This is a genomic window from Pantoea sp. X-Soil-YNGN-844 (assembly GCF_059730595.1).
Map to the genome: position 1 here is coordinate 1,324,400 of NZ_AP036007.1, position 21,477 is coordinate 1,345,876.

22 protein-coding genes are annotated in these 21,477 nt (G+C 56.4%); 11 read left to right on the plus strand and 11 right to left on the minus strand.

The features are described 5' to 3' along the window. Positions 1–179 precede the first annotated feature (179 nt). The 6 genes from potF (at position 180) to rlmC (ending at position 6,075) form a co-directional block, all read left to right on the plus strand. A complete protein-coding gene (potF, locus tag AC6I8C_RS06045) occupies positions 180–1,289 on the plus strand; it encodes a spermidine/putrescine ABC transporter substrate-binding protein PotF (protein WP_497821898.1) in 1,110 nt (369 codons plus the stop codon). Between the two features lie 123 nt (positions 1,290–1,412). After that, positions 1,413–2,546 (plus strand): putrescine ABC transporter ATP-binding subunit PotG, encoded by a 1,134-nt coding sequence (gene potG, locus AC6I8C_RS06050; RefSeq protein WP_497821899.1) that lies wholly within the window; start codon positions 1,413–1,415, stop codon positions 2,544–2,546. Positions 2,547–2,555: 9 nt separating this feature from the next. Then, entirely contained in the window at positions 2,556–3,518 is a 963-nt protein-coding gene (gene potH / locus AC6I8C_RS06055; protein ID WP_003849283.1) for a putrescine ABC transporter permease PotH, read from the plus strand. Next, the gene (potI, locus tag AC6I8C_RS06060) at positions 3,515–4,360 is read left to right on the plus strand and encodes a putrescine ABC transporter permease PotI (RefSeq protein WP_013357282.1); all 846 of its coding nucleotides are present in this window, start codon (positions 3,515–3,517) and stop codon (positions 4,358–4,360) included. The genes potH and potI overlap by 4 nt, the downstream gene beginning before the upstream one ends. Positions 4,361–4,435: 75 nt before the next feature. Then, positions 4,436–4,903: a YbjO family protein gene (locus AC6I8C_RS06065; RefSeq protein ID WP_013357283.1), complete on the plus strand. Its 468-nt coding sequence runs from the start codon at positions 4,436–4,438 to the stop codon at positions 4,901–4,903. Positions 4,904–4,944: 41 nt separating this feature from the next. Then, entirely contained in the window at positions 4,945–6,075 is a 1,131-nt protein-coding gene (gene rlmC, locus AC6I8C_RS06070; protein WP_497821900.1) for a 23S rRNA (uracil(747)-C(5))-methyltransferase RlmC, read from the plus strand. 18 nt (positions 6,076–6,093) lie between these two features. On the opposite strand, the gene AC6I8C_RS06075 is transcribed toward rlmC, so the two are convergent. From AC6I8C_RS06075 to AC6I8C_RS06100, 6 genes are all read right to left on the minus strand, one after another. Beyond that, on the minus strand, positions 6,094–6,825 hold the full coding sequence (locus AC6I8C_RS06075) for an arginine ABC transporter substrate-binding protein (protein ID WP_013357285.1): 732 nt from the start codon (positions 6,823–6,825) through the stop codon (positions 6,094–6,096). Between the two features lie 115 nt (positions 6,826–6,940). Next, the gene (artM, locus tag AC6I8C_RS06080) at positions 6,941–7,609 is read right to left on the minus strand and encodes an arginine ABC transporter permease ArtM (protein ID WP_033732079.1); all 669 of its coding nucleotides are present in this window, start codon (positions 7,607–7,609) and stop codon (positions 6,941–6,943) included. Then, entirely contained in the window at positions 7,609–8,325 is a 717-nt protein-coding gene (gene artQ / locus AC6I8C_RS06085; RefSeq protein ID WP_179896259.1) for an arginine ABC transporter permease ArtQ, read from the minus strand. The genes artM and artQ overlap by 1 nt, the downstream gene beginning before the upstream one ends. Before the next feature lie 6 nt (positions 8,326–8,331). Then, positions 8,332–9,063, minus strand: coding sequence for an arginine ABC transporter substrate-binding protein (gene artJ, locus AC6I8C_RS06090; protein WP_033732083.1), 732 nt, complete (start codon positions 9,061–9,063; stop codon positions 8,332–8,334). A gap of 15 nt (positions 9,064–9,078) precedes the next feature. Then, a complete protein-coding gene (gene artP, locus AC6I8C_RS06095; RefSeq protein WP_013357289.1) occupies positions 9,079–9,807 on the minus strand; it encodes an arginine ABC transporter ATP-binding protein ArtP in 729 nt (242 codons plus the stop codon). A 223-nt stretch (positions 9,808–10,030) separates the two neighbouring features. Then, a complete protein-coding gene (locus tag AC6I8C_RS06100; RefSeq protein WP_135909545.1) occupies positions 10,031–10,570 on the minus strand; it encodes a lipoprotein in 540 nt (179 codons plus the stop codon). Between the two features lie 106 nt (positions 10,571–10,676). Here AC6I8C_RS06100 and AC6I8C_RS06105 point away from each other — a divergent pair, with 106 nt between their 5' ends. Then, a complete protein-coding gene (locus tag AC6I8C_RS06105) occupies positions 10,677–10,997 on the plus strand; it encodes a heavy metal-binding domain-containing protein (RefSeq protein ID WP_033782490.1) in 321 nt (106 codons plus the stop codon). Beyond that, positions 10,994–11,818: an N-acetylmuramoyl-L-alanine amidase gene (locus AC6I8C_RS06110; RefSeq protein ID WP_497821901.1), complete on the plus strand. Its 825-nt coding sequence runs from the start codon at positions 10,994–10,996 to the stop codon at positions 11,816–11,818. Before AC6I8C_RS06105 ends, AC6I8C_RS06110 begins: the two co-directional genes overlap by 4 nt. Positions 11,819–11,822: 4 nt before the next feature. Here AC6I8C_RS06110 and ltaE read toward each other — a convergent pair whose 3' ends face one another. The 3 genes from ltaE to AC6I8C_RS06125 all read right to left on the minus strand — a co-directional run bounded on the left by ltaE (position 11,823) and on the right by AC6I8C_RS06125 (position 15,928). Then, complete coding sequence (gene ltaE, locus AC6I8C_RS06115; protein WP_497821902.1) at positions 11,823–12,824, minus strand: low-specificity L-threonine aldolase; 1,002 nt, start codon at positions 12,822–12,824, stop codon at positions 11,823–11,825. A 71-nt stretch (positions 12,825–12,895) separates the two neighbouring features. Next, a complete protein-coding gene (poxB, locus tag AC6I8C_RS06120; RefSeq protein WP_497821903.1) occupies positions 12,896–14,617 on the minus strand; it encodes a ubiquinone-dependent pyruvate dehydrogenase in 1,722 nt (573 codons plus the stop codon). Between the two features lie 411 nt (positions 14,618–15,028). Beyond that, positions 15,029–15,928: a LysO family transporter gene (locus AC6I8C_RS06125; protein WP_497821904.1), complete on the minus strand. Its 900-nt coding sequence runs from the start codon at positions 15,926–15,928 to the stop codon at positions 15,029–15,031. Positions 15,929–16,053: 125 nt separating this feature from the next. Here AC6I8C_RS06125 and AC6I8C_RS06130 point away from each other — a divergent pair, with 125 nt between their 5' ends. Continuing rightward, positions 16,054–17,691, plus strand: a complete 1,638-nt coding sequence (locus AC6I8C_RS06130) for a DUF2813 domain-containing protein (RefSeq protein WP_497821905.1) — start codon at positions 16,054–16,056, stop codon at positions 17,689–17,691. Positions 17,692–17,765: 74 nt separating this feature from the next. Here the strand turns inward: AC6I8C_RS06130 and cspD are convergent, their stop codons facing one another. Then, on the minus strand, positions 17,766–17,987 hold the full coding sequence (gene cspD, locus AC6I8C_RS06135; protein WP_013357297.1) for a cold shock-like protein CspD: 222 nt from the start codon (positions 17,985–17,987) through the stop codon (positions 17,766–17,768). 313 nt (positions 17,988–18,300) lie between these two features. Here cspD and clpS point away from each other — a divergent pair, with 313 nt between their 5' ends. Both clpS and clpA read left to right on the plus strand, forming a co-directional pair. Further along, on the plus strand, positions 18,301–18,621 hold the full coding sequence (clpS, locus tag AC6I8C_RS06140) for an ATP-dependent Clp protease adapter ClpS (protein WP_003849318.1): 321 nt from the start codon (positions 18,301–18,303) through the stop codon (positions 18,619–18,621). A 52-nt stretch (positions 18,622–18,673) separates the two neighbouring features. Continuing rightward, positions 18,674–20,950: an ATP-dependent Clp protease ATP-binding subunit ClpA gene (gene clpA, locus AC6I8C_RS06145; RefSeq protein ID WP_497821906.1), complete on the plus strand. Its 2,277-nt coding sequence runs from the start codon at positions 18,674–18,676 to the stop codon at positions 20,948–20,950. Between the two features lie 86 nt (positions 20,951–21,036). On the opposite strand, the gene infA is transcribed toward clpA, so the two are convergent. Next, complete coding sequence (gene infA / locus AC6I8C_RS06150; protein ID WP_002211347.1) at positions 21,037–21,255, minus strand: translation initiation factor IF-1; 219 nt, start codon at positions 21,253–21,255, stop codon at positions 21,037–21,039. Between the last annotated feature and the right edge of the window lie 222 nt (positions 21,256–21,477).

Here is a 21,477-nt window from a genome sequence, read left to right on the forward strand (position 1 = left end):
CGGGGGGGCTATGCTTGCGGGGCTGTAACAGACGTGTAACTGCGTCCCAGCTATAGGATTTTGCTATTAAACTCCCGCTGAATAATGATTCATTGTGTCACTGACGTTTTGTCCGGAACGCAATGCAGGGATCTCAGGTTTGCAGCGTTGAAATGACCCGCTCAGGAGGATGGAAAAATATGTTCAACTCACATCAGAAATGGCTGTCAGCTGTGGTAGCTGCTGCGCTGATGGCCGCGTCGGCCAGCAGTATGGCGGAAGATAAAACGCTGCACGTCTACAACTGGTCCGATTATATTTCGCCAGATACCGTGCCGAACTTTGAAAAGCAGTCTGGCATTAAAGTGGTCTACGATGTGTTTGACTCCAACGAAGTGCTGGAAGGCAAACTGATGGCGGGCAGCACCGGCTACGATGTCGTGGTGCCATCTTCCAGCTTCCTGGCGCGTCAACTGCAGTCCGGCGTATTCCAGCCACTGGATAAGAGCAAACTGCCGAACTACAAAAACCTCGATCCGGCGCTGATGGAAAAAGTGGCGCAGCACGATCCGGGTAACAAATATGCCATTCCTTATCTGTGGGGCACCACCGGTATCGGTTACAACATCGACAAGGTTAAAGCCGCACTGGGCGCCGATGCGCCGGTCAACAGCTGGGATCTGGTGCTGAAGCCGGAAAACCTGGAGAAGCTGAAAAGCTGTGGTGTCTCCTTCCTGGATGCACCGGAAGAGATCTTCGCCACCGTGCTCAACTATCTGGGCAAAGATCCGAATACCTCGGATGCTAAAGAGTATTCCGGCGCAGCGACCGACCTGCTGCTGAAGCTGCGTCCGAATATCCGCTACTTCCATTCGTCGCAGTACATCAACGATCTGGCTAACGGCAACATCTGCGTCGCCATCGGCTGGTCGGGCGATATTCTGCAGGCGAAAAACCGTGCCGATGCGGCGAAAAACGGCGTGCATCTGGGCTACAGCGTGCCGAAAGAGGGGGCTCTGGCCTTCTTCGATATGATGGCGATCCCGAAAGATGCCAAAAACCTCGACGGCGCCTACGCCTGGCTGAACTACATCATGGATCCGAAAGTGATCGCTGATGTCTCCAACAAAATGAACTACGCCAACGGCAACAAAGCGTCGCTGCCGCTGATCAATGCCGACGTCCGCAACAACCCGGGTATCTTCCCGACGCCAGAAGCGATGTCGAAATTGTTCGTGCTGAAAGTCCAGGATCCGAAACTGGATCGTGTGCGTACGCGCGCATGGACTAAAGTAAAAAGTGGTAAGTAGTTCGTCCTTTACGGATTGACCTGTCACGCATCAGCAACAGAGGCGCAGTGTCGGCCTCTGTTGTGCCATTTTTAGCGGCAGATTTTGCCGCCATGTTCCGCCTGGCTCCGGAGAGAACCCTTTGTGAACGATGCCATTCCCCGCCCTCAACATAAAACTGCAAAGGCCTTAACGCCGCTGCTGGAGATCCGCAATCTGACCAAATCCTTTGACGGCCAGCACGCCGTGGATGATGTCAGTCTGACCATTTATAAAGGTGAAATCTTCGCTCTGCTGGGCGCATCGGGCTGTGGCAAATCCACGCTGCTGCGTATGCTGGCCGGTTTTGAGCCGCCCACCAGCGGCCAGATTGTGCTGGATGGACAGGATCTGTCGCACGTTGCGCCCTATCAACGTCCGATCAATATGATGTTCCAGTCCTACGCGCTGTTCCCGCACATGACGGTTGAGCAGAATATCGCCTTTGGTCTGAAGCAGGATCGGCTGCCGAAAGGGGAGATCACCAGCCGCGTCGCCGAAATGCTGGCGCTGGTGCATATGCAGGAGTTTGCGAAACGCAAACCGCATCAGCTTTCCGGTGGTCAGCGTCAGCGCGTGGCGCTGGCCCGCAGCCTGGCGAAACGGCCCAAACTGCTGCTGCTGGATGAGCCGATGGGCGCACTGGATAAGAAGCTGCGCGACAGGATGCAGCTGGAAGTGGTCGATATTCTGGAGCGCGTGGGCGCGACCTGCGTGATGGTAACGCACGACCAGGAAGAGGCGATGACCATGGCGGGCCGTATTGCGATTATGAATCGCGGTAAGTTCGTGCAGATTGGCGAGCCGGAGGAGATTTACGAGCATCCGACCAGCCGCTACAGCGCCGAATTTATCGGGTCGGTTAACGTCTTCGAAGGCTTACTGCGTGAACGTCAGGCAGATGGCCTGATGATCGACAGTCCCGGCCTGATGCATCCGCTAAAAGTCGACTCCGATGTTTCGGTGGTCGATAACGTGCCGGTGCATGTCGCGCTGCGCCCGGAAAAAGTGATGCTGTGCGATGAAGTACCTGCCGATGGCTGTAACTTTGCGGTGGGCGAAGTGGTTCACATCGCCTATCTCGGCGACCTCTCGATTTTCCATGTCCGTCTGCACAGCGGGCAGATGATCAGCGCACAGTTGCAAAACGCGCATCGCTACCGCAAAGGGTTGCCGACCTGGGGTGATGAAGTCCGCCTCTGCTGGGAAAGCGACAGCTGCGTGGTGTTGACGGTTTAAGGAGCGGCTATGAGCCAGATTTTCCAACGCGCTAAAGCGCCCGCCCGCCTGGTCGGTACGCCGCTGCAACGCTGGGCCACGCGGGTAAAAATGCAGCATGGCCGCAAGCTGGTGATCGCACTGCCTTATGTCTGGCTGGTGCTGTTATTCCTGCTGCCGTTTCTGACGGTGCTGAAGATCAGCTTCGCGGACATTGCGCGAGCGATTCCCCCTTACACCGAGCTGGTGAGCTGGGCCGACGACCAGTTCAGCATCGTGCTCAACTTCGGCAACTACCTGACCCTGACCGACGATCCGCTCTACATCGACGCCTATCTGCAGTCGCTGAAAGTGGCGGCGATCTCCACGGTAATCTGTCTGCTTATTGGCTATCCGCTTGCCTGGGCCGTGGCGCACAGTAAGCCGTCGATGCGCACCATCTTGCTGCTGCTGGTGATCCTGCCGTCGTGGACCTCGTTTCTGGTGCGCGTCTACGCCTGGATGGGCCTGCTGAACAACAACGGTATTCTGAACCGCTTCCTGCTGTGGCTGGGCGTGATCGATCATCCGCTGGTGATCCTTTACACCAACACCGCGGTCTATATCGGTATCGTCTACTGCTATCTGCCGTTTATGGTGCTGCCGATCTATACCGCGCTGACCCGTATCGACTACTCGCTGGTGGAAGCCTCACTGGATTTGGGGGCGCGTCCGCTGAAGACCTTTTTCAGCGTGATTGTGCCGCTGACCAAAGGCGGCATTATCGCCGGGTCGATGCTGGTGTTTATCCCGGCGGTGGGGGAGTACGTGATCCCTGAACTGCTGGGTGGCCCGGACAGCATCATGATCGGCCGTATCCTGTGGCAGGAGTTCTTCAATAACCGCGACTGGCCGGTGGCTTCCGCGCTGGCGGTGATTATTCTGCTGATCCTGATTCTGCCGATCATCTGGTTCCATAAGCATCAAAACCGTGAAATGGGAGAGAAGGCATGAATAATTTACCAACCATCCGCTCGCCCTGGCGAACCGGCATTCTGGTCTGTTGCTTCCTGTTCCTCTATGCGCCGATGCTGCTGCTGGTGGTTTACTCCTTCAATAGCTCACCGCTGGTAACGGTGTGGGACAGCTTCTCATTCCACTGGTACAAAGTGCTGTTTGAGGACAGCGCGATGATTGATGCGGTGCTGCTGAGTCTGAGCATTGCCGGGCTGTCGGCCACCATGGCGGTGGTGCTGGGTACGCTGGCGGCGGTGATAATCGTGCGCTTTGGTCGCTTCCGCGGGCACAACGGTTTTGCTTTTATGCTGACGGCGCCGTTGGTGATGCCCGATGTGATCACCGGGCTGTCGCTGCTGCTGCTGTTTGTGGCCATGGGCAACGCCTTTGGCTGGCCGAGTGAGCGCGGCATGCTGACCATCTGGCTGGCGCACGTCACCTTCTGTACCGCCTATGTGGCGGTGGTGATCAACTCGCGTCTGCGTGAACTGGACCGCTCAATCGAAGAGGCGGCGATGGATTTAGGTGCGACGCCGCTGAAGGTCTTCTTCGTCATTACCGTGCCGATGATTGCGCCGGCGATTGTCACCGGCTGGCTGCTGGCATTTACCCTGTCACTCGACGATCTGGTAATCGCCAGCTTTGTGACCGGTCCGGGCGCCACCACGCTGCCGATGGCGATCTTCGCTACCGTACGCCGCGGCGTGAACCCGGAAATCAATGCGCTGGCTTCCCTGATTCTGTTTGTGGTTGGTTTAGTCGGTTTTATCGCCTGGCGATTTATGGCGCACGAAGAAAAACAGCGTTTAAGCGATATTCAGAAAGCTAAACGTGGCTGAAATCCGTAACCTTTGCCACTATATGAACGGGCCGGTTTAACCGGCCCGTTTTTCGATCAGGTGGAGTCAGGGACTATGTCAGAAATCTTCAAAAGCAGTGCTACGCTCTCAGACGCACCGGTTCCGGTGACGGTCGCGGGCATTGCCATTATTGCGACCCGCTGCCTGAGCGTACTGATGCTGGCCAATGAGCTGGGTTACAGTGAAATCGCCAACTTTGTTCACCGCAGCGCCCAGTCCTGGGACTCGACGCTTATCTTTATCGCCAGTCAGCTGATCTTCCTGTTCGAACTGCGCTGCGCCTTTACCCTGATGCGCGGCAGTAACCGTGGCCGCTGGGGCTATGTAGCCACGCAGGGGGTTGTGCTGATCTATATGCTGTTTGCCTCGCTGGGCGGGATCTACCCCGAGATTTTCAGCATTGATGGCGACAACAACGTCCAGATTATCCACCACACCCTGTCGCAGAAAATCCCCGATCTGGTCGTGTTGATGCTGCTGTTTCTGCCTGCCAGCAGCCGCGCTTTTTTCAGAAAGCGGTGATACAATCGCGCTCCGCCCGACCCCATCGTTAAGGCTTTACCATGCACTGCGCGCTTTATGACGCTAACCGTTGCCGCTCCTGTCAGTGGCTGGAAAAACCCTATCCCACTCAGCTGAACGACAAACAATCGCAGCTGGAACAGCTACTGGCTGAACAGCCGGTTGCGGCCTGGTTACCGCCGGTAACTTCAGCGCAGCAGGCATTTCGTAACAAAGCCAAAATGGTGGTCAGCGGTAGTGTGGAGCGTCCGGTGCTGGGTCTTGTTCACCGTGATGGTGAGCCTGTCGATCTCTGCAACTGCCCGCTCTATCCCGCCAGCTTCCAGCCGGTGTTTGCAGCGCTTAAGCCCTTTATCGCCCGTGCCGGGCTGACGCCATATAACGTTGCGCGCAAACGCGGCGAACTCAAATTTCTGCTGATCACCGAGAGCCAGCAGGGCGGCGTGATGCTGCGTTTTGTCCTGCGCTCAACCGCCAAACTGGAACAGCTGCGCGCGGCATTGCCGTGGCTGCAGCAGCAGTTACCGCAGCTGGCGGTGATTTCGGCCAACATTCAGCCGGTGCACATGGCGATTCTGGAGGGCGAAGAGGAGATTGCGCTGACGCCCGATCAGTCGCTGGCAGAGAACTTCAATGGCGTGCCGCTGTGGATCCGCCCGCAGAGCTTCTTTCAGACCAACCCGCAGGTTGCCAGCGCGCTCTATGCCACTGCGCGCGACTGGGTGCGTGCGCTGCCGGTTAACAGCATGTGGGATCTCTTCTGCGGCGTAGGCGGTTTTGGCCTGCACTGCGCAACACCGGAAATGGAACTGACCGGCATCGAGATTAGCGCTGAGGCGATTAAATGCGCCCGACGTTCCGCTGAGATGCTGGGACTGAAAAACGTGCAGTTTGCGGCGCTGGATTCGACGACGTTTGCAACCGGACGCGACGCAGTGCCGCAGCTGGTGCTGGTGAATCCGCCGCGCCGTGGGATGGGTGAGGCGCTGTGTGACTATCTCAGCCAGATGGCCCCGGATTATCTGCTCTATTCAAGCTGTAATCCGCAGACCATGGCGCAGGATATTGCCCGGCTGAATGACTATGAGGTAACAAAAGTGCAGCTGTTCGACATGTTCCCGCATACCGCCCATTTTGAAGTGCTGACGCTGTTAACCCGCCGTCAGCACTGAGTCCGGTAATCTCCGGAGTTACTCCGGGAACCATTTCTGATTGAGCTGCTGCCAGCTGCCGTTAGCTTTCAGTTCAGTCAGCGCCTGATTGAACCGATCGCGCAGCGCGGTATTGCCTTTACGTACCGCAATGCCGAGGCCAGTACCGAAGTAGTCTGCATCCGTGACATGTTCACCGACCGTCGCGAGATCCGGATTGGCCTTTAGCCACTGATTCACTACCGCGCTGTCGCCAAACACGCCATCCAGCCGGCCACTCTTCATATCCAGAATCGCATTCTGATAGCTGTCATACGCCACCACTTTCACTTCCGGATGCTTATCCTGCAGGTACTTCTGGTGGGTGGTGCCGTTTTCAACGCCGATGCGCTTTTCTTTCAAATCACCGAAGCTGCTGAACCGGCCTTTCGGTGCAATCACGATGGCAGAATTAGCGTAATAAGGCTGGGTAAAATCGACCTGCTTGCTGCGCTCCGTGGTGATATCCATACCGGAAATCACGGCGTCATAGCGGCGGAACTTCAGTGAAGGGATCAGGCTGTCGAAGGCATTGTTGGTAAAGGTACACTCCGCTTTCATCTGCTGGCACAGCGCTTTAGCCAGATCGATATCAAATCCGACGAGGTTATTTTCCTTGTCCAGAGATTCAAAGGGCGGATAGGTTGCTGAAGCAGCGAAGCGAATCGTTTCCGCGGCCTGCGCGGTCACCGCCAGCGAAGCCAGCGCAGCAGCGATAATCCATTTTTTCATTTTATGATTCCTGTGATGTGGTCAGCCAGAGAAGGCGATACCCTGCCATAAAATGAATTTTTATGCAATTAGTGTGATTTTTCAGGCGAAAAAGGCGAGAGGGCTCGCCCGGTATTCAGTTACGTCGTTCAAAGGCCAGCGCGCGTTTTTCGATCAGTCGCATCATCAGCGTCAGCAAACCATTAACGCAGAGATAAATTAGACCCGCCGCGGCATAGACCGTGATGTCGTAGGTGCGACCATAGAGCAGCTGGCCGTGGCCCATGACTTCCATCAGGGTGATGGTGTAGGCCAGCGAGGTGCCTTTAAACACCAGCACCACTTCATTGGAGTAGGAGGAGAGGGCGCGTTTAAATGCATAAGGCAGCAGAATGCGCAGGGTGTCTTTGCGGCTCATGCCCAGTGCCGCGCACGACTGCCACTGTCCGGAAGGAATCGCCCGGACCGCACCGTAAAACAGCTGCGTGGTGTAAGCTGCACTGTTCAGCGATAGCGCCAGCATCGCGCACAGCCACGGCTGCGACAGTAAATGCCACAGCCAGGGGATCTGCTGGATCGAGGGGAACTGTCCCGGACCGTAGTAGATCAGGAAGATTTGCACCAGCAGCGGCGTACCGGTAAACAGCGTGATAAACCCTTTTACCAGCGGATTCAGCACCGGCGTCTTCAGTGACAGCACCACGGTGAAGAGCAGCGCGAGCAGCAGTGCCACTACCAGCGAGGCCGCCGTCAGCGTCAGGCTGGTGTGCAGCCCTTTCAGGAGTTCGGGCAGATAGGCCAGCATTAGCTGTTCCCCCGTTCAAAGCGGGTGGTGCGCAGTTCGATGCGGCGTAACACCGCCTGGCTGAACAGCGTAATCACTAAGTAGATCGCGGCCGCCACCAGGAACCAGGTAAACGGCTCCTGGGTGCGCGTTGCGATACTTTTGGTTTGCAGCATCAGGTCATTGACGCTGATTAGCGAGACCAGTGCGGTATCTTTCAGCAGTACCAGCCACTGATTACCCAGACCGGGCAGGGCGTGACGCCACATCTGCGGCATAATCAGCCGGAGAAAAATGGCCGACTTTTTCATGCCCAGCGCCTGCCCCGACTCCCACTGACCGACCGGCACCGCTTTGAGTGCGCCGCGCAGCGTCTGTGAGGCGTAGGCGGCATAGAGCATCGCCAGCGCAATCACACCGCACAGGAACGGACTGACATCGAAGTTCTCAATCTGCATCTGAACCGGCAGCGTAAAGAGCCCGAAGTTCAGCGTGAAACCGTCAGAGAGGGTGAGCAGCAGCTGTGAGGCGCCAAAATAGATAAACAGCACCACCAGAATTTCCGGCAGGCCACGGATCAGCGTCACCATACCGGTGCCAATCCACGCCAGCGGTCTCAGGCGCAGTGACTCCCAGCCAGCGAATATCATCGCCAGCACCAGGCCTGCGATGAGAGCACAAACAGCAAGGCCGACGGTCATCCCGGCGGCGCTTGCGAGGGTCATCATTTCATTCATCAGAGATTACTGCTGGAACCATTTGCTGTAGATGGTTTTGTAAGTGCCATCTGCTTTGATCTTATCCAGCGCGCCATTGAATTTAGTCTGCAGATCGGTGTTACCGGTGCGTACCGCAATGCCCAGGCCAGTACCAAAGTAGGCTTTATCCGTCACTTTGTCGCCGACGGCAGCCAGCGCAGCATTCTGCTTCAGCCACTCGTTGACCACGGCAGTGTCACCGAAGACAGCATCAATACGGCCGTTTTTCAGATCCAGCACCGCGTTCTGATAGCTGTCGTAAGGCACGATGGTGATGTCGCTATGTTTATCCGTCAGGTATTTCTGGTGAGTGGTGCCATTCTGAACGCCAACCCGCTTGCCTTTCAGCGCTTCAACACTGGCAACTTTGCCTTTCTGAGCAACAAACAGCGCCGAGTTGTCGTAGTAAGGCTTGGTGAACAGGACCTGTTTCTCACGATCCGGCGTGATATCCATGCCCGCCATCACCGCATCAAAGCGACGGAACTTCAGGCTTGGGATCAGGCTGTCGAACGCCTGGTTAGTGAAGGTGCAGGTTGCGTCGATCTCTTTACACAGCGCGTTAGCCAGATCGACATCAAAGCCCTGAATCTTGTTATCCGCATCCACAAACTCAAAAGGAGGATAAGAGGCTTCGGTCGCAAAACGAATCGTCTGTGCCGCGGTAGCACTCAGGCTAAAACCGGCAAGCAGTGCAGCAAGTACCATTTTTTTCATTTTTAGCATCCTGACTTAGTGCGAAAGATAGTGAGCAAACGCCTCGGTTTGCGGCTGTGTAAAGCGGCTGGCATCGCCCTGTTCCACAATGTGACCGTTCTCCATGTAAACAACGCGGCTGGCCGTTTTACGTGCCACCTCCACTTCATGGGTCACAATCACCTGAGTAATGCGGGTCTGCGCCAGTTCGCGAATGATACTGACAATCTGTGCGGTAATTTCAGGGTCCAGCGCGGCCGTCGGCTCATCGAACAGCAGCACCTGCGGCTCCATCATCAGCGCGCGGGCAATGGCCACACGCTGCTGCTGACCCCCGGAGAGGTGCAGCGGAAAGCGATCGCTGTAGGGCGTCAGGCGCAGCCGGTCAAGCAGCTTATCGGCACGGGCACGGGCGTCGCTTTTACTGAGGCCCAGAACCCGGCAGGGCGCTTCGATCAGATTCTGCAGCACGGTCAGATGTGGCCAGAGATTATATTGCTGAAACACCATGCCGACGTTCTGACGCAGTTCGCGAATCGCGGCATCAGACGGTTTCTGCGTGAAGTCGAACTGATTGCCGGCAATCTGCAACTGACCTGAACGTGGCTGCTCCAGCAGGTTAAGTACCCGCAGCAGCGAACTCTTGCCCGCACCGCTGGGCCCCAGCAGCACCAGAGTCTCGCCTTGCGGACACTCAAGGTTGATGTCGAACAGCGCCTGATGAGCACCGTAGAAGCAGTTTATTGCGTTTAGTTGAATACTCATGCGCCAGATTTGAATAGCTATTAGTGTCGCGGATTTTAACGTCACCAGAATAGTTATGCAATTAAGGTGGGTTAAAATTTGTAAAACAGCAGGTAAACAGCAAAAGCTTAGCACAATATCATGCGCTGTCTGCCGTCAGTGAAAGGCCTTGTGGTGGGCAGCGGCATTAAAAAAAGCGCAGTCACCTGCGGTGGCTGCGCTTTTCATAACCGTTGAACCTTAATTATTTTTTTGATTTTTCAAGCATCTGGCTCAGGCTGCCACCCTCGGCATGCGCAGGGTTCGCCATGTAGCGCACGTCGTCAACGACCCAGCAGGTGCCCTGATGGATCATCAGCACTTCATCCTGCCACTGTTTGCCGTCGCGGCTCAGATCGACCCGCAGCGGAATGTTGCGTGCATCACGGTTCGGAATGGTGGAGGCATCGGCGACGCTGGCAGCCGTCGGACCCTGTGACAGGCTGGAGAAGAGATCGCCATTGCGCCACTGTGAGCCAGCATTGCTGCCGCTGGCCGCCTGCAGGGAGTGATAAAGCGCATCACTCAGGTAAGGGCGATATTTTGCCAGCGTGTTGCTGTCGGGCAGACCCTGCGTAGGCTGTTCGACACGCAGGTCGTAAAACTTCTGGGCTACCTGGTCAGGACCGCCTTCAATGCAGGGGGCGGTTCGCGGGCCATTATCCTTAATGACTGGCTCAACGGTGGTACAGGCGCTGAGCAGCAGGGCCGCCGGGATCATTAGCGCAAACGCGTTGTTTCTCATCTCGATTTCCTTATGGTTCTCTGGCAAGGTGCCCTTTTTAGCATAGAGTATAGCCGTGCTTTTTAGTCGAAAGAGCCTTAGCCCGATTTTCAACAAGGAGAATGCGATGAAATTTTCAACAACCCCAACGCTGGAAGGTCACAGTATCAGTGAATATTGCGGCGTGGTTACCGGAGAGGCTATTTTGGGGGCCAACATCTTCCGCGATTTTTTCGCGGGTATCCGTGATGTAGTCGGTGGCCGTTCCGGCGCGTATGAGAAAGAACTGCGTAAAGCGCGGGAGATCGCGTTTGAAGAGCTGGAAGAGCAGGCAAAATCACTGGGTGCCAACGCGGTGGTCGGTATCGACATTGATTACGAAACGGTCGGCAAAGATGGCAGCATGCTGATGGTCAGCGTCAGCGGTACGGCGGTGATCATTCGTTGAAACGCGGGCTGTTGCTGATACTGGCGCTGCTGCTGGCGGGCTGTCACTCCGGGATGGAGTCCCGTGACGGCTACTGGGCCGATCTGCGGCATCCGGCGCAGGGCGCACGACCACGGGTGAAGGTGATTGTGGTCCACTACACCGCCGAAGATTTTTCTTCGTCGCTGGCGACGCTCACCGATCGGGAAGTCAGCGCCCACTATCTGATTCCCCGCCAGCCGCCACAGCGCGCCGGTAAAGGCGTTATCTGGCAACTGGTGCCGGAGCAGCAGCTTGCCTGGCATGCCGGGCCCAGCTTCTGGCGTGGAGCCACCCGCATCAATGACACCTCGATTGGCATTGAGCTGGTGAACCGGGGTTATCGCCGGACGCTGACCGGCCTCGAATGGCAGCCCTTTACCGCCGCCCAGATCACCACGCTGGAGGCGCTGGTGCGGGATATTGCACAGCGTTACGGCATCCCATCAGAAAACATTGTCGGTCACAGTGATATCGCGCCGCAGCGCAAGCAGGATCCTGGCCCACTATTTCCGTGGCAGCAGCTGGCACAGCGCGGACTCGGTGCCTGGCCCGATGCCGAACGGGTGCAGTTTTATTTAGCGGGTCAGGATCCGCATGCGCGGGTGCCTGTACAGCCGCTTATGGAAAGTCTGCAACGCTACGGTTATGCAGTGACAGCGGGGATGAGTGCGCGTGAACAGCAGAAGGTGATTACCGCGTTTCAGATGCATTTCCGGCCTGCGGATTATCGCGGTCAGCCCGATGCCGAAACCGCCGCGATAGCGGCCGCGCTACTGGAGAAGTATGGCGCGGCGGAATAGCGGATTACTGTTGCAGAAACGCTTTCCAGTAGGCGACAACCTGCTCCAGCGCCGCACGATCAGCATCCAGATGAGTAACCAGTCGGGTGCGTGTTCCCACGCTGATTAACACGCCGCGTGCCTTCATCCACTCACCTAAGGGTTTGACCTGGGCTTCCGGCACGGATACGAACAGCATGTTGGTCTGCTGATCGATGACGCTGACGCCCAGCTCATGCAGCTGCTGTCCCAGCCAGGCGGCATTGTCATGATCCTCCTGCAGTCGCGCCACGTTGTGCTCTAACGCATAGAGACCCGCCGCCGCCAGAATACCCACCTGACGCATGCCGCCTCCGGTCATTTTGCGCCAGCGACGGGCGCGCTCAATCAGCGCGGTGTCGCCGCACAGCAGCGAACCGACGGGCGTACCCAGACCTTTAGAGAGACAGATGGTGAGGCTGTCGCAGTAGCGGGCGATCGCCGCCAGCGTGGTCTTCTGCGCCACCACCGCGTTGAAAATACGAGCGCCATCAATATGCAGCGCCAGCTTGTGCTCGCGGGTAAAGGTCCACGCCTGTTCCAGGTAATCCAGCGGCAGCACTTTACCGTGATGGGTGTTCTCCAGACTCAGCAGGCGGGTGCGGGCAAAGTGAATATCATCCGGCTTAATGGCCGCTGCCACCACATCGAGCGGCAGGGTGCCATCATCGGCGGCCAGCACCGGCTGAGGCTGAATGCTGCCCAGCACCGCCGCACCGCCTGCTTCATATTTGTAGTTGTGCGCCTGCTGACCGACGATATATTCATCGCCGCGCTCGCAGTGGCTGAGCAACGCCACCAGGTTTGCCTGGGTGCCGGTCGGGAAAAACAGGGCTGCGGCTTTGCCGCTCAGCCGTGCAGCTTCCGCCTCCAACGCATTCACGGTGGGATCGTCACGGTAGACGTCATCACCGGTTTCGGCTGACATCATCGCGCTTAACATGGCGGCGCTGGGCCGGGTCACGGTATCACTGCGTAAATCGATCACCTTATGCTCCTGAATGTGGCGGAAGACAAAAAAAAGGCGGGCATCGCGCCCGCCTGGATGGAGCCTCTGTTTTACCGCAGCCAGTTGGTTTTCGCCAGTTCTACTACCTCATCCCCGCGACCGTTCATGATGGCGCGCAGCATGTAGAGGCTGAAGCCTTTGGCCTGCTCCATTTTGATCTGCGGCGGCATCGCCAGCTCCTCTTTGGCGGTAATGACATCCACCAGCACCGGGCCATCATAGGCAAACGCCTGCTCCAGCGCGCCATTCAGTTCCGACGCTTTTTCTACCCGGATGCCACGAATGCCACAGGCCTGGGCGATAGCGGCAAAGTCGGGATTCTCCAGCTCCGTGCCATCGGTGAGATAGCCGCCGGCCTTCATCTCCATTGCCACAAAGCCCAGCACGCTGTTGTTAAAGATCACCAGTTTCACCGGCATTTTCAGCTGCGCCAGCGAGATAAAATCGCCCATCAGCATGCTGAAACCGCCGTCGCCGCACAGCGCGACAACCTGACGATTGCGATCGATCGACTGCGCGCCCAGTGCCTGTGGCATGGCATTCGCCATCGAGCCATGGTTAAACGAACCCAGCAGGCGACGTTTGCCGTTCATCTTCAGGTAGCGCGCCGCCCAGACGGTCGGAGTTCCGACATCGCAGGTAAAGATAGCGTCGTTGCTGGCGTAGTGGCTGATCTGCTGTGCCAGATATTGCGGGTGGATCGGCTGCTTATCGTTGGGCTGCGCCAGTTCGTCCAGACTTTTGCGCGCCTCGCCATAATGCTTAACCGCGCTATCCAGATGTTTGCGATCGCTTTTGGGCTTCAGTTGCGGCAGCAATGCCTGTAGCGTGCTTTTCACATCGCCGACATAAGCCTGATCGACGTGACAATGTGATCCCAGGCTGCCCGGATTGATGTCGATCTGGATGATCTTAGCCTTTTCAGGATAGAAGGCGCGGTAGGGGAACTGGGTGCCGAGCAATACCAGCGTCCCGGCATTCATCATGGCGTGGAAACCGGATGAGAAGCCAATCAGGCCGGTCATGCCGACATCATAAGGGTTGTCATACTCGATGTGCTCTTTACCGCGCAGCGCATGGACGATAGGCGCTTTCAGCGCTTCGGCAAGCGCGACCACTTCCTGATGCGCACCGGCGCAGCCACTGCCGCACAGCAGCGTAATATCGGTAGAGTCGTTCAGCGTCTGAGCCAACCGCGCCAGTTCGGCAGGCTGAGGCAGGACCTGCGGCAACAGCGGCGGATACCACTCAGTGCTGGCGCTTTCCGGTGCCAGTTTCAGCGCCACGTCACCAGGCAGTACCACGACTGAGACGCCACGATTCAGAATCGCTTTACGCATGGCGATGCCCAGCACCTGGGGTAACTGCTCAGGATTCGAGACCAGCTCACAGTAGTGGCTGCATTCGCGGAACAGCTCCTGCGGATGGGTTTCCTGGAAATAGCCGCTGCCTATTTCGCTGGAGGGGATATGCGCCGCGATCGCCAGAACCGGGACGCGGTTACGATGGCAGTCGAACAAACCGTTGATCAGATGTAAGTTGCCTGGCCCGCAGGAACCGGCGCAGACCGCCAGTTCGCCGCTGATATGGGCTTCTGCGCCCGCCGCAAAGGCGGCCACTTCTTCATGGCGCGTCGGCATCCATTCGATGGTGCCCATGCGATTGAGACTGTCGCTCAGGCCATTAAGGGAGTCCCCGGTGACACCCCAGATGCGTTTGACGCCCGCGCTTTCCAGCGTTTTGGCGACCAGCGCCGCCACGGTTTGTTTCATGCTCTTCTCCTTTGTCGGCCCGTACTAAAGAGTGACGTGACCAGAACCGAAAAAAGAAGCGTAGACGACACGGCAGAAAAACAGACGTGAAAAAATGCGCTGGAGCAGCAGTGCGGATTGAAGATTATTTACCAGGTCTGTGTCGGCCCACGGTGAGTATGGGTGCCTGCGCAGAAAACAGGGTCAGATCGGAAAGACGCAAATACCGTCATCCCTGACCGCTCGGCCCGCGCGATTACGCACCTTATCCCTGAGGTGCGCCCGTAAACGGGCCAACGCTTTGCGTTGTTCAAAAACGCTCCCGGCGTTTTTGTCCATGGCGCGTGACGCTTTCCTCCTCTGACCCTGCTCCCTGCGCTTTGAGTTTATTTATCGCGGCCAGATGAAAGCTCAGCGCATCTCAGACAGGATTCAGGCAGAGAAGAGGGCGATCAGAATCGGGGCCAGCAGACTCATGACAAAGCCGTGCACAATGGCGGCCGGGACAATCTCATTGCCGCCCGCCCGCTGCAGCACGGGCAGGGTAAAGTCCATTGAGGTGGCTCCGCACAGGCCCAGTGCACTCGAACGATGACGGCCAATCAGTGCCGGGATCAGCATGATGGCCACCAGTTCACGCACCAGATCGTTGAAGAAGGCGGCGCTGCCGATGACCGGCCCAAAGGCTTCGGTCATGAGAATGCCGGAGAGGGAGTACCAGCCAAAGCCGCTGGCCAACGCCAGACCGGTCTTCAGTGGGATGCCCAGTACCAGCGCGGCAAGCATGCCGCCGATCAGCGCGCTGACCAGCACGACAACGGCCACCAGCATGCCGCGACGGTTCAGGATGATCTGACGCAGCGTCATGCCGCTGCCGCGCAGCTGAATGCCCACCAGAAACAGCAGGAAGATCAGCGCATATTCGCTTGCGGTTGAGGCGTGATGCAGCAGTGGCCACTGGGTCAGCCCAAGCAAAAAACCAAGGACAACGACGCCGCACAGCTTCAGGGAGTCCAGCGCCATATGCAGTCGCGATGGCAGTTTCTCCTGCCGGTGCGCATGATGCCAGGGGGCATACTTTTCCAGTCCGCGCAGCGCCAGCAGGTTGCACAGCAGAATACAGAAGGCCGCTACCAGTGCGGTGTGAAAAACCGCCAGCAGGTTGCTGCTCAGATTGTCGAGAAAGGCCAGACTGATGCCCATAAAGAAGAGGATCACGTAAACCATCCAGCCCAGTAGCTGATTTACCCGGCGCAGGGTGTCGGTTTTGCGGAAAGGTAGCAGCCAGCCGGCGATCAGCGGCAGCAGAATAATCAGAAGTCCGGAGTACATATCAATGCCATCCATGGGGGAAGAGGCAACACGCTAGCGAAAAAGCGTATCGGAGTAAACCCCATCGCAGCTTGACCGGTTCGCTGGCGGCAACCATGCTGTTTATAACCTGAGGACGGACGCCTATGATTCTGGAACATATCGATATTCGCGGTTTCCGCGGCATCAACAAACTCTCACTCCCTCTAACCCGCACCAATCTGCTGATTGGTGAGAATGCGTGGGGGAAATCCAGCCTGCTGGATGCCCTGAGCCTGCTATTTTCGCCCCATGAACCGGCCTATGTTTTTACCCAGGCTGATTTCCATTTCACCCCAGGCGATGTGACCGATTCCATGCGCCGTCTGTCAGTGGTATTTCATTTTCGCGATGATGGCAGCGACCCGGATGCGGTGCTCTCGGCCTTCTGGCAGCACGATGCTCAGGGCCAGCGTCGGCTTTATTACAGCGTCAGCGCAACCTGGCGTGACAGCGGCATCGAGACCCGACGCCGTTTCGTTGATGTGAACGCACAGCTGTTGCCTGAGCAGCACTGCGCGGCGGCCATTGATCTGCTGCTGAAACGCTATCCGGTGCTGCGACTACGCGATGCGCGCTTTAGTAAGCGGACGCGAAACAGTGCACCGGTGGCGACTCCCCATCCTGAGCTGCTGGCGGGAATGGAGTCGCTGGCGCGCGATCTGGAGCGCCATCCTCAGCAGCTCAGTGATGAGGTGCTGCGACAGGGGCTGAACACCATGCAGCAACTGATGCAGCACTACTTTCTGGTGCAGCTGCCCGATGCGGGCAGCGAACTCAGGTCACGGGATCCGCAGACACGCGACGGGGAAAAGGGATGGCGGGCGCTGGATCATCTCAATCAGCTGATTGCCGGAACCGACTCCCGCAGCCGTCAGCTGATCCTGCTGCAGATGTTTACCCTGCTGATTGAGGCGCGAGGCGACGTCCCGCTGGCCGCTGATGCCCGGCCACTGCTGCTGATTGAAGATCCGGAAACCCGGCTGCATCCGATTATGCTGTCGGTGGCGTGGAACCTGCTCAGGCTGTTGCCGCTGCAAAAAATCGCCACCACCAATTCCGCTGAGCTGCTGTCTCAGGTGCCGGTAGAGAACGTCTGTCGTCTGGTACGTAGCCCCTCGCGCGTGGCCGCCTGGCGCATCGGTCCGGAGGGGCTGAGTGCCGAAGAGAGCCGACGCATCGGCTTCCATATTCGTGTCAACCGGCCTGCAGCGCTGTTTGCCCGTTGCTGGCTGCTGGTGGAGGGGGAAACCGAAGTCTGGATCATGAATGAGCTGGCGCAGCAGTGCGGTTACAACTTCGCAGCTGAAGGGGTAAAAGTGATTGAGTTTGCTCAGTCGGGCTTAAAGCCGCTGCTGAAGTTTGCCCGCCGCATGGGCATCGCCTGGCATGTGCTGACAGACGGCGATCAGGCGGGTAATAAATATGCCAGCACCGCACGTACGCAGCTACAGCCCGGCGATCCTGAGCCGCGTTTTCTGACGCAGCTACCGGCGCTGGATATGGAGAATTTTCTCTATCACCAGGGTTTTCAGGATATCTATCATCAGATGGCGCACCTGCCGTTAAACGTTCCGATGAGTTCCAGGCGTATTATTACTAAAGCGATTCATCAGAGCTCCAAGCCAGAACTGGCGATCGCTGTGGCGACATCGGCGGCGGAACGCGGGCCGGAGGCCATCCCACCGTTAATACGGCAGATGTTTGCCCGGGTGATTGAGCTGGCCCAGCGCCAGGCAGATTAAGTCTGCTTCGGAAAGAAAAATGCCAGCGGCACTGGCTGGCATTTTTGCGTCACTGTTCAGAGGTGGGTTAAGTATCACGCCACGGCCTGTATCTCAACCGGCACGATGAGGCTGGCGTGATTGCCTTTCGGGCCTTCATGAACGTCGAACTGAACCTGCTGGCCTGCCTTTAGCGTGCGGTAGCCTTCCATCTGGATGGTGGAGTAGTGTGCAAAAATATCGTCGCCACCGCCAACCGGACAGATAAAGCCAAAGCCTTTGGAATTATTGAACCATTTAACTGTGCCCGTCTCCATGCTTTTACTTACCTCGCAAGACATTTTATAAGTAGGTGAGGTCTTACAGGCTGTGAGTCGGATTTGATTAAAACTCAATCAGCGTGTGCAGGTAGAATGTAGAGAAAGCGCCGCTGGCGTCAAGCAAACCACCGGGCCAGGTGGGGAAAAAATCATCAAAATTTGAGGTAGTTAACGCTATTGGAAATTTTGTGATGCAGGTCGCGCAAGGGAATTTCTGAATAAATTTTCAGCAGCGACCAGGAGCTTGACAGGCATGTTAAACTCTCAACATGTAGCCATCAGGCTCAAAGCAAAATCTCAACGGAACACTATGGCAAACACAAACGACTGGCTTAACTTTGAACATCTGGCCGAAGACAAAGTACGCGAAGGGTTAAAGCCGCCTTCTATGTATAAAGTCATTCTGAATAATGACGATTATACCCCTATGGAATTTGTTATTGACGTCGTACAAAAGTTCTTTTCTTATGATGTTGAACGTGCAACGCAACTGATGTTGAAAGTTCACTATCACGGCAAGGCGATCTGTGGTGTATTTACTGCAGAAGTCGCCGAAACAAAAGCGGCCCAGGTGAACAACTATGCGCGGGAAAACCATCATCCGTTGCTGTGTACGCTGGAAAAAGCCTGAACCCGTCTCCATATAGGAAACCGGTAAGGGCGATAATTGGGGGAGGTGCCTAATGCTCAATCAAGAACTGGAACTCAGTTTAAATATGGCTTTCGCCAGAGCGCGTGAGCACCGTCATGAGTTTATGACCGTCGAGCATCTGTTACTGGCGTTGCTCAGTAACCCGTCGGCCAGAGAGGCACTGGAAGCCTGTACGGTGGACATTGTGGCTCTGCGGCAGGAACTCGAAGCCTTCATCGAACAAACCACGCCGGTGCTCCCCGCCAGTGAAGAGGAGCGTGATACACAACCGACGCTCAGCTTCCAGCGCGTCCTGCAGCGTGCGGTTTTCCATGTCCAGTCATCCGGTCGCAGCGAAGTCACCGGGGCAAATGTGCTGGTCGCCATCTTTAGCGAGCAGGAGTCGCAGGCGGCCTATCTGTTACGCAAACATGAAGTCAGCCGCCTTGATGTGGTGAATTTCATCTCTCACGGTACGCGCAAAGACGAACCGGGCCAGGCGCCAGGCGCTGAAAATCCGGTTAACGAAGAGCAAGCAGGCGGGGAGGATCGTATGGAAAACTTCACCACCAATCTTAATCAGCTTGCTCGCGTCGGTGGTATCGATCCACTGATTGGTCGCGATAAAGAGCTGGAACGTACCATTCAGGTGCTGTGCCGTCGTCGTAAAAATAACCCGCTGCTGGTGGGTGAATCGGGTGTGGGTAAAACTGCCATTGCAGAAGGTCTCGCCTGGCGTATCGAGCAGGGCGACGTACCGGAAGTGATGAAAGACTGCACCATCTACTCGCTGGATATCGGTTCACTGCTGGCGGGCACCAAATACCGTGGTGATTTTGAGAAACGTTTCAAAGCGCTGCTGAAGCAGCTGGAGCAGGACGAACACAGCATTCTGTTTATCGATGAGATCCATACCATCATCGGTGCGGGTGCGGCATCCGGCGGCCAGGTTGATGCGGCTAACCTGATCAAGCCACTGCTTTCTTCGGGCAAGATTCGCGTGATGGGTTCCACCACGTATCAGGAATTCAGCAACATCTTCGAAAAAGATCGTGCTCTGGCGCGTCGCTTCCAGAAGATCGATATCACGGAGCCTTCCGCTGAAGAGACCGTGCAGATCCTGAATGGCCTGAAAACCAAGTATGAAGCGCATCACGATGTGCGTTATACCGCGAAAGCGGTGCGTGCAGCCGTGGAACTGGCGGTGAAATATATCAACGATCGTCATCTGCCTGACAAGGCCATTGATGTGATTGATGAAGCGGGTGCGCGTGCGCGCCTGATGCCAGCCAGTAAGCGTAAGAAAACTATCAATGTCTCTGACATTGAAACCGTGGTGGCCCGTATTGCCCGTATTCCTGAGCAAAGCGTGTCGGCAAGCGACCGCGATACGCTGAGAAATCTGGGCGATCGCCTGAAGATGCTGGTGTTTGGTCAGGACAACGCCATTGAGGCGCTGACCGAAGCAATCAAAATGAGCCGCGCCGGTCTGGGTCAGGATCGTAAGCCGGTCGGTTCCTTCCTGTTTGCCGGACCAACCGGTGTTGGTAAAACGGAAGTCACCGTGCAGCTGGCAAAAGCACTGGGCATTGAGCTGCTGCGTTTTGATATGTCTGAGTACATGGAGCGTCACACCGTCAGTCGTCTGATTGGTGCGCCTCCGGGTTACGTTGGATTTGATCAGGGTGGCCTGCTGACGGATGCGGTAATCAAGCATCCTCACGCGGTCGTGCTGCTGGATGAGATTGAGAAAGCGCACCCGGATGTCTTTAACCTGCTGCTGCAGGTGATGGATAACGGCATGCTGACCGACAATAATGGCCGTAAAGCAGACTTCCGCAACGTGGTGCTGGTGATGACCACCAACGCCGGTGTGCGTGAGACAGAACGTAAGTCGATTGGCCTGATTCATCAGGACAACAGTACTGATGCGATGGAGGAGATCAAAAAGATGTTTTCTCCAGAGTTTCGTAACCGTCTCGACAACATCATCTGGTTCAGTCACCTGTCATCCGAGGTGATCCATCAGGTGGTCGACAAGTTTATTGTCGAGTTGCAGGCGCAGCTGGATGCGAAAGGCGTGTCGCTGGAGGTCAGTGATGAAGCGCGTGACTGGCTGGCTGAGAAAGGCTACGACAAAGCGATGGGCGCACGTCCAATGGCGCGCACCGTGCAGGACAGCCTGAAGAAACCGTTAGCCAATGAACTGCTGTTTGGTTCGCTGGTGGATGGCGGCTCAGTATCCGTCGCGCTGGATCGTGAGAAAGGTGAACTGACCTATCACTTCCTGAGTGCTGAAAAACGCAAAACTGAAGGCACTGTGCATTAATCAGCTGATACAGATGTGAAAAAGGCCGGATTAAAATCCGGCCTTTTTTTTCGCTGCAATATGCAGAGCGATGAGATTACTGCAAATTAGCGACTACGGAAGACAATGCGGCCTTTGCTCAGGTCGTACGGGGTCAACTCAACGGTCACTTTGTCACCCGTCAGGATACGAATGTAGTTTTTGCGCATTTTACCGGAGATATGAGCAGTGACCACGTGTCCGTTTTCAAGTTCTACGCGGAACATGGTGTTAGGTAACGTATCCAGTACGGTACCTTGCATTTCAATATTGTCTTCTTTGGCCATCGAATCCTCTGGGTGTACTACCTTTCAGTTGAACCGGCAAGATAATGCCCAATTCAACGATTTATGTAAAGAACCGTCGGCGATTTTGCCAACGCTTTGCCGGGGTGCACGTCAGTTGCGCGCATCCGGTAAAATTAGGGTGTTTAAGGTGACGTCTGCAGGGGATTAGCGGGCTAAGAATCTGAATCAACCGGTTACATGCGCACGATTGAAAACAGTTCC

Bases quoted from the DNA above. Each gene is read 5' to 3' on its own strand.
- potF (WP_497821898.1), top strand. From the start codon at position 180: ATGTTCAACTCACATCAGAAATGGCTGTCAGCTGTGGTAGCTGCTGCG.
- potH (WP_003849283.1), top strand. From the start codon at position 2,556: ATGAGCCAGATTTTCCAACGCGCTAAAGCGCCCGCCCGCCTGGTCGGT.
- potI (WP_013357282.1), top strand. From the start codon at position 3,515: ATGAATAATTTACCAACCATCCGCTCGCCCTGGCGAACCGGCATTCTG.
- AC6I8C_RS06065 (WP_013357283.1), top strand. From the start codon at position 4,436: ATGTCAGAAATCTTCAAAAGCAGTGCTACGCTCTCAGACGCACCGGTT.
- rlmC (WP_497821900.1), top strand. From the start codon at position 4,945: ATGCACTGCGCGCTTTATGACGCTAACCGTTGCCGCTCCTGTCAGTGG.
- AC6I8C_RS06075 (WP_013357285.1), bottom strand. From the start codon at position 6,825: ATGAAAAAATGGATTATCGCTGCTGCGCTGGCTTCGCTGGCGGTGACC.
- artM (WP_033732079.1), bottom strand. From the start codon at position 7,609: ATGCTGGCCTATCTGCCCGAACTCCTGAAAGGGCTGCACACCAGCCTG.
- artQ (WP_179896259.1), bottom strand. From the start codon at position 8,325: ATGAATGAAATGATGACCCTCGCAAGCGCCGCCGGGATGACCGTCGGC.
- artJ (WP_033732083.1), bottom strand. From the start codon at position 9,063: ATGAAAAAAATGGTACTTGCTGCACTGCTTGCCGGTTTTAGCCTGAGT.
- artP (WP_013357289.1), bottom strand. From the start codon at position 9,807: ATGAGTATTCAACTAAACGCAATAAACTGCTTCTACGGTGCTCATCAG.
- AC6I8C_RS06100 (WP_135909545.1), bottom strand. From the start codon at position 10,570: ATGAGAAACAACGCGTTTGCGCTAATGATCCCGGCGGCCCTGCTGCTC.
- AC6I8C_RS06105 (WP_033782490.1), top strand. From the start codon at position 10,677: ATGAAATTTTCAACAACCCCAACGCTGGAAGGTCACAGTATCAGTGAA.
- poxB (WP_497821903.1), bottom strand. From the start codon at position 14,617: ATGAAACAAACCGTGGCGGCGCTGGTCGCCAAAACGCTGGAAAGCGCG.
- AC6I8C_RS06125 (WP_497821904.1), bottom strand. From the start codon at position 15,928: ATGTACTCCGGACTTCTGATTATTCTGCTGCCGCTGATCGCCGGCTGG.
- AC6I8C_RS06130 (WP_497821905.1), top strand. From the start codon at position 16,054: ATGATTCTGGAACATATCGATATTCGCGGTTTCCGCGGCATCAACAAA.
- cspD (WP_013357297.1), bottom strand. From the start codon at position 17,987: ATGGAGACGGGCACAGTTAAATGGTTCAATAATTCCAAAGGCTTTGGC.
- clpS (WP_003849318.1), top strand. From the start codon at position 18,301: ATGGCAAACACAAACGACTGGCTTAACTTTGAACATCTGGCCGAAGAC.
- clpA (WP_497821906.1), top strand. From the start codon at position 18,674: ATGCTCAATCAAGAACTGGAACTCAGTTTAAATATGGCTTTCGCCAGA.
- infA (WP_002211347.1), bottom strand. From the start codon at position 21,255: ATGGCCAAAGAAGACAATATTGAAATGCAAGGTACCGTACTGGATACG.